General features: G+C 68.9%; 7 protein-coding genes. 4 read left to right on the top strand and 3 right to left on the bottom strand.

Features of this window, described 5'->3' with window-relative positions:
• On the top strand, positions 1 to 722 hold a 722-nt coding region (locus tag KME75_RS39140; RefSeq protein WP_219420011.1), incomplete at its 5' end, for a transposase family protein.
• Here KME75_RS39140 and KME75_RS39135 read toward each other — a convergent pair.
• The 3 genes from KME75_RS39135 to KME75_RS39125 all read right to left on the bottom strand — a co-directional run bounded on the left by KME75_RS39135 (position 702) and on the right by KME75_RS39125 (position 4,406).
• A complete protein-coding gene (locus KME75_RS39135) occupies positions 702 to 1,955 on the bottom strand; it encodes an SDR family NAD(P)-dependent oxidoreductase (RefSeq protein WP_219420009.1) in 1,254 nt (417 codons plus the stop codon). The two genes, KME75_RS39140 and KME75_RS39135, sit on opposite strands and share 21 nt — an antisense overlap.
• A gap of 700 nt (positions 1,956 to 2,655) precedes the next feature.
• Complete coding sequence (locus KME75_RS39130) at positions 2,656 to 3,105, bottom strand: hypothetical protein (protein WP_219420007.1); 450 nt, start codon at positions 3,103 to 3,105, stop codon at positions 2,656 to 2,658.
• Positions 3,106 to 3,890: 785 nt separating this feature from the next.
• On the bottom strand, positions 3,891 to 4,406 hold the full coding sequence (locus KME75_RS39125; protein ID WP_219420002.1) for a hypothetical protein: 516 nt from the start codon (positions 4,404 to 4,406) through the stop codon (positions 3,891 to 3,893).
• Between the two features lie 598 nt (positions 4,407 to 5,004).
• Between KME75_RS39125 and KME75_RS39120 the strand changes: the two genes are divergently transcribed.
• The 3 genes from KME75_RS39120 (at position 5,005) to KME75_RS39115 (ending at position 6,069) form a co-directional block, all read left to right on the top strand.
• A complete protein-coding gene (locus KME75_RS39120) occupies positions 5,005 to 5,325 on the top strand; it encodes a cupin domain-containing protein (protein WP_219420000.1) in 321 nt (106 codons plus the stop codon).
• A gap of 19 nt (positions 5,326 to 5,344) precedes the next feature.
• On the top strand, positions 5,345 to 5,479 hold the full coding sequence (locus KME75_RS45445; protein ID WP_281424880.1) for a hypothetical protein: 135 nt from the start codon (positions 5,345 to 5,347) through the stop codon (positions 5,477 to 5,479).
• A 440-nt stretch (positions 5,480 to 5,919) separates the two neighbouring features.
• Positions 5,920 to 6,069, top strand: coding sequence for a Rho termination factor N-terminal domain-containing protein (locus KME75_RS39115; RefSeq protein WP_219419998.1), 150 nt, complete (start codon positions 5,920 to 5,922; stop codon positions 6,067 to 6,069).
• The last annotated feature ends 209 nt before the right edge of the window (positions 6,070 to 6,278 follow it).

Below are 6,278 nucleotides of genomic sequence, written 5' to 3'. Positions count from 1 at the left end.
GGTACCAGGCGCTGATGGTGCTGGTGTGGTACCGCAAGCGCGAGGAGATGACCGTGCTGGCCGCCGGGTTCGGGGTGTCGCGGGCGACGGCCTACCGCTACCGCGACGAGGTCATCAGCGTGCTGCACGCCCAGGCCCCGGACCTGCACGACGCGCTCGTCGAGGTGGCCGAGCAGGGCTGGTCGCACGTCGTCGTGGACGGCAAGCTGTTTCGCACCGATCGCTGCGCCGAGACCACGACCAGCGCGAAAGGCAACACGATCAACTCCTGGTACTCCGGCAAGCATCGCGTCTTCGGCGGGAACATCCAAGCTGTCATGCGACCCGACGGCTTCCCCATGTGGACCTCCGAGGTGGTGCCCGGACACAACCACGACCTGATCGCCGCCCACGAACAGCGCCTGCTCGGCGCGCTGTACTGGTCGGCCTCGCAACTCGATCTGCCCGCACTGGCCGACTCCGGCTACGAAGGCGCAGGCCAGGGCGTACACACACCGGTCAAACAGCCCGGCGACGGCAACGCCCTCGCACCCGACCACCAGGCCTACAACGCGCTGCATCGCGCGACTCGCGCCACCGGCGAACGCGGCTTCGCCTTGCTCACCACCCGATGGCGGGCGCTGCAGCGCATCACTACCAGCCCGTCGAAAATCGGGCGGATCGTCGCAGGAGCACTCGTGCTCACCCACTTCGAACACCAACTACGAAACCAATCTTGCTGAGATCACCTCAGTGTAGTTCGCGGTGTGCTCAAAGAAGGGGGTGTCGATGGTCGCCGGCAGGACCGTGCAGACCTTGACGTGCGTCGCACCGTCAAGCCAGAGCTCCTGACGCAGACTCGCGCCGAGCACGCGGATCGCAGCTTTCGTCATCGAATACGCCTGCGTATAGGGCTGGGGCACCGCGCTCACGATCGAGGCGACATCGATCAGAACGCCCTTGCCCTGATCCCGCAGGTAGGGCAGGGCGGCTCGGGCACCGTGCACATAGCCCATGATGTTGACGTCGAGGATGCGCCGAAAATCATCGAGCGGGATCTCCTGGAAGGGTGCAAACGCCGTGACGGCGGCGCAGTTGACCCAGACGTCGATGCGCCCGAAGCGCTCGACCGCCCGTCGCGCAAGATGCTGGACCGCATCGCCGACGGTCACATCCGTGGGGACGGCGAGCGCCGTGCCGCCAAGCGCCTCACACTCTCGAGCCACCGCCTCCAGGGCGCCTTCCCGCCGCGCGGCGAGCACCACCGCAGCGCCTTTCGTGGCGCAGGCGAGCGCCGTTGCCCGGCCGATGCCGCTGGATGCACCCGTCACCACGACGACCGAGTCCCTCACCCGCATGACTCCAGCCGTTCCCGCCAGCTCGCCCGATAAACGTGGCACGGCCACCTCCAGCGCGGGCACGGGCTGACCGGCGCTTCTCGGTAACGAGCGGTGTCGCCGGAGCGCTTCGCCGCTCCGCGTGCTGTCCATCAGATTACTGGAAGCCCAGCAGGCGTCGGGCCAGATGAGCGGCGCGGGACGCGGGACCGCGTCGCTGACACACAGCCGCTCCGAGTGGCCAACCCAATGGCCAGCCGGGCGAGGACCAGGTCCGCGTTCGGGCTGATGGCCAGGCGTCCGGTCCAGCCCGGCCAGGTGCATTGGCCGGCACACCGCGTGATGATCCGCAGTCAGGTACAAGCAGGCTCCCGCCCTCAGGGATTGCCGGTGCAAGACGCGCACCACGTCCAGGCCGCGGGCACCGAGGAAGATCACGTCGCTGAGGCCCATGACGATATGCCGGGCACGGGGAAATTGCTGACGCACCCGCTCGGCCAGCAGCGGGGCAGACACGGCATCCACCGCACCGCCGGCCCGCACGACCACCACCTCGGGCGTCGGTGCACGCAGCCGCAGGTCCAGCGAGCCCGTTGTTCGATCGGATTCGGGCGCGCGCAATTCGGTCGCGAGCGTCAATTGCTTCTCATCCCACCACCAGTCCCGGACGCGATGGCGGTGCCCGCGCCGACGCCGGTATGCACGAGGTGCGGTTGTCCGATAGTCGATCACCGCGACGGAAATCACAGCAACTCGCAAACCGGCCCCGGTTCTCCCGCCCTTGAGGCCGAGCCGGCCGATGGGCAGCCAACCCTCGTGATGGCGCCCCAGCCCCCGCGCCTCTCGACCTGGTCAGCGTCGCCGTCCCCCTGCCCACACCGGCATCCGTCCACTGCCGCGAGCGCTGCAGTTCAGCGACACCCGTCCGACCCGGCTCGGCTCTCCGCCTCGACTGGCGAGAGCTGGTGAGGGAGCGATGCGATGGCGGTGAGAGGCGGGTGTTGCGGGGTATGCGGCAGGCATAGAGCGCGAGGACCAGCGGTCCTGGCCGGTGGCGCAGCGCAACCGCATCGCCTCGACCGCCGCATTCACGTCGGTCGCCAGCTGCATGAGGCGGGCGACACGGCGCATCGCGGCCCGGTCAGTGGCGGGACGATGACCTGGTAGGCGTCGCCGTCGCAGTAGCGGCGCACGACGAACTGGTCGGGTTCTCAAGATCGTTGGCGCAATCCTTCCCGACCTGGCCCGCGTAGCAACGGCCGACGATTCGCGACCGCTCCCGGCGCATCGGGGGCATTCTTCATCTCAGAGCAGGCCCGGACGAGTCCCCGGTCAGCGATCAGGGCACGTCATGATCCGACTGCTCTGCCCCGCGGCTGTCGACGTCGGGTCCGCTGGTGGGCTCTCGGTCGAGCTCGATCTCAAACCGGCTCGCACTGATGCTCGGGGCCGCGCGGTCCGGCAGCTCGGCGAGGTCGGGATCGGTCAGGAGACCGCCGCTGGTCACGGGGATCTCCCTCGCGGCGGCGGCGGGATGGATGGTGGGATCTTCGGTGAGACGCACCTTCTGTTCGGCCTCCCGGTCGTCGGGATCCACCGGAAGCGGCACGGCGTTCATCGCCTCGGTGGTAACGGGCCTGTCGTGCGGTTCCCGGCTCGACCGGGTCTTCTCCGGATCGGTCACTGCTTCACCTCGTCCTTCGGTTGGAGCCTCTCTTGAGTCGTCCCATCGCGCCCGGTCCCGCCGCTCAGGGAACCCCATCGGCATCAGCAGCTCACGCGACGCCACGGGTGTTCGCCGTTTGGTTGCTCAGCAGATCGAGAGGTCGGGCCTGCCAACCGATCGGACGACCGGCCGTGGGAGGTTGGGCGGGGTGAGATTGCCCGAGGGGTAACGTCGGCGCGCTGCTGCAGAACTGCTCGCGCTGGGTCGTGACCGGCGCGATCGGCTGGTCAATGGGGCGAATGCCGTTCCTGCGGGCGCGCCGAGGGACTGCAGGGCGTCCTGGATGAGCGGCTGCCGCTCGGCCGCCTTGTCTGCGTTCTCCCGCTGCTCGTGCCCGACGCAGTCGTTGCGCACCTGTGTGTGCGGCATGTCATTCCCTACTCACGGCAGTTCGCTGTGCGGTGCCCACGTGCTGATGAAGGTCACCAGGGACGCCACAACGGTGGGAGCTGCACTTCGCTCGAGCTCACCTCGTCGACGAAGTCGCGCGCTCAACTGCGGCTACCCGAATCGGCATGATCCATACGTTGCGGCGTGCTCGACATCTCGAGCGAGTATCGCGAGAGCGCCGGCGGTAGCGTTACGGCGCGGCGCTCGACGTGATGAGGAGAGGCCGATGGGGTCCGAGGACGACAGCCTGGACATGGCCACGCATGAGAGAGTGGGCTCGCTGGCGACCAGCCAGTTCAGCGTGAGACGCCTCCAGGGGCAGGGAGCGGCCGGCTCCGAGTTGGGTCAACGACAGACGTCGCCCTTGCCGACGCGCAGTCGATCGCTTGGCGGTGACCCGGGAGATGACCAGCAGGGCCATGTCGGCCCACAGCATGGCGCCCAATCGGTCTCTCCGATCAGGCGTAGACGAACTGCCAGAACTCGACCGGCTCCCGGGCTGGTGTGCCGACGGCGCCGCGGAGCAGCCCGATCTGGTCGGGGCGGATCTGGAGCTGGACGCTGATCGGGTCCGGCCCGCTGACCGGGAACACCAGGACAGCCCCGTCGCCGGCTCCCGGCCAGGTGTCGGGCTGGGGCCGCACCTGCTGCACTTGTACAGCGGACAGGTAGTCCGAGGAGATCCACACCTGCGCGGTGTCAGGCTGTTCCGGGTCGGGCAGCACCTGCAGCTGCAAGCTGGTGTCCCCGATGTACCTCGCGAAGCGCTCGTGCTCGAACTGGACCAGGCCCGACGGATCGCTGTGGGTCACCGTGCTGAGCGGGCCCGGGCCGAGCAGCCCGGCGAGCGCGGCGAGCGCGATCAGCGCGAGCACAGCCCATGCGACGCGCTGCGCGACGATTATCCGGTGCTGGCGTCCGGATTGCTGCGCGCGCTGCTCGCCATCCCCGAGTTCCAGTTCAGACCCACCCAACGTTCTGCTCCCCGTCCCTGGACCACGGCCCGCCCCGCGCGTGCTGCTGCACTCAGCGTCCACGCTGCTACCCGTCCTTGCGATCGGGAAACCGCGGCTCATCGCGAATCGGAGCGTGCCGCACGTGGCGCTGGTTCCCTGATGCCTTGTACCCGCCATCTCCGCCAATCAGGGGCCGGGCGGCGAGACGGGCCCGGCGACGTCACCGACGACGAGGGCGACTTGGTCGGTGTCGAGATCGAACACCTTCGTCCCGTACTGCAAAGTCTCGGGGTGCTGCGCGCTGGTGGGTGTGCCGGTTCCCGTGTTCGACCTCGGCCGCCTAACGGGCCTGCTCGGCCTCACGCCGCTCGACGACGTCCGTGTAGGTGTCCACCCCGCTCGGCCGCGCGCCCGAACAGGTCGCGGCCGAGCAAGTCGACCTCGCCGCGAAGCGCTGCTGCCGCGGCTGGAGTGGAGTAGAGCCGGGACGGGGTGCGCGTTGCTCGCATGGGGATCATCCGCCGCCTCGGCCACCGCCCCCGCTTCCAGCTCAGTACAAGCTGACCATGCGTGCAGGCACACGTTTGGCGGACCCGGGAGCGGGGACACAGGCGGGATGACGGATCTGCCATTCGCGCCGCCGAATCGGCTGCTCAACCCTGACGAGCTGCAGGATCTGGCCCAACGCCTCGCCGAGAACAAGCAGCTGTGGTCGGACGCTCTGGAACGCACGAAAGATCATCGCAGCTACGCGGACGTGTTCACCAACGAGCACCTCGGGGTGTGGGCGATCTCGTGGATGGCCGACACCCACGACACCGGCTACCACGACCACGACCCCTCCCGCGGCGCGGTGCACGTCTCCCAAGGAGCCATCCGTCTTGGGGCACCGCCCAGTCGCGCGCATCGTCTACGCGGGCGATGGATTTCGATTTGACGAGACGGTGATCCATCGAATGCGGCCCGAACCCGGGCACGAGTCCACGATCACCGTGCACGCCTACTCGCCGCCGCTGGTGAACACCGGCCAGTACGGCGAGAAGAACGATGGACTGCTGCACCGGCACCCAGCCCCGCGCAGGACCAGCTGATGCCGAAGGGCGCTCAGGGCGATCCGGGCCTCATCGACGGCGTCGATGTGGCCCGCGCGGGTTCCCCCAGCGTCGGCTCCGGGTAACCGTCGGTCACGACCACGCGAACGGGAGGAGAGGGCAGGTGGCGAACTCCACGGCCGACACACCGAACGTCAGCGAGAGTGACCTGGCGAACATGGGGATCGAGCAACTGCGCGAGCACGCCCGCACAGCCGGCATCGACGGCGCGGACGAGCTGCACAAGCCCGAGCTACTGGCCAAGGTCAAGGATTGGCACTACGCCCAGGCCCACGGCGGGCAGCAGCGTGGCGACGCGAACAGCACCGGCAGGGGGGAACGTCGAGAGCGCCCGCGGCACGGGCGAGGCGGCAAGCACTGGGCAGAGCGGCAACCAGACCGCCGACACGCCGGACGTGAGCGAGTCCGAGCTTGCCGATATGAGGATCGGCGAGCTGCGCGAGCACGCCCGCAGGCTCGGTATCGACGGCGCAGACCAGCTGCACAAGCCCGAGCTACTGGCCAAGGTGAAGGACCGGCACTACACCCGGGCCCACAGCGGGCGGCACCGGCCGGACACCACGCGGTGAGCTGGGTGACACCCAAGGATGCTGGACGGGCAGCGGGTGGCGGCTTCGCCGCGCGACACGCTGCGGCCGGTCGGCTCCTAGGCTAGGTGGCTGGTGTCTTTCGCGTGGCGGTCGCCCTGCTGGGCGGCGCGCCGCGGGAGGATCTCGGGGTGACGTTGGGGCGCGCTGATCGTCAGGTCGATCTGTTCGACGACGCGGCCGGGTTCTGC

Origin of the sequence: Pseudonocardia nigra, assembly GCF_019396355.1 — a bacterium.
GTDB lineage: Bacteria > Actinomycetota > Actinomycetes > Mycobacteriales > Pseudonocardiaceae > Pseudonocardia > Pseudonocardia nigra.
The sequence above is the reverse complement of the archived record's forward strand: the minus strand, read 5'-3'. Positions and strand labels throughout refer to the sequence as shown.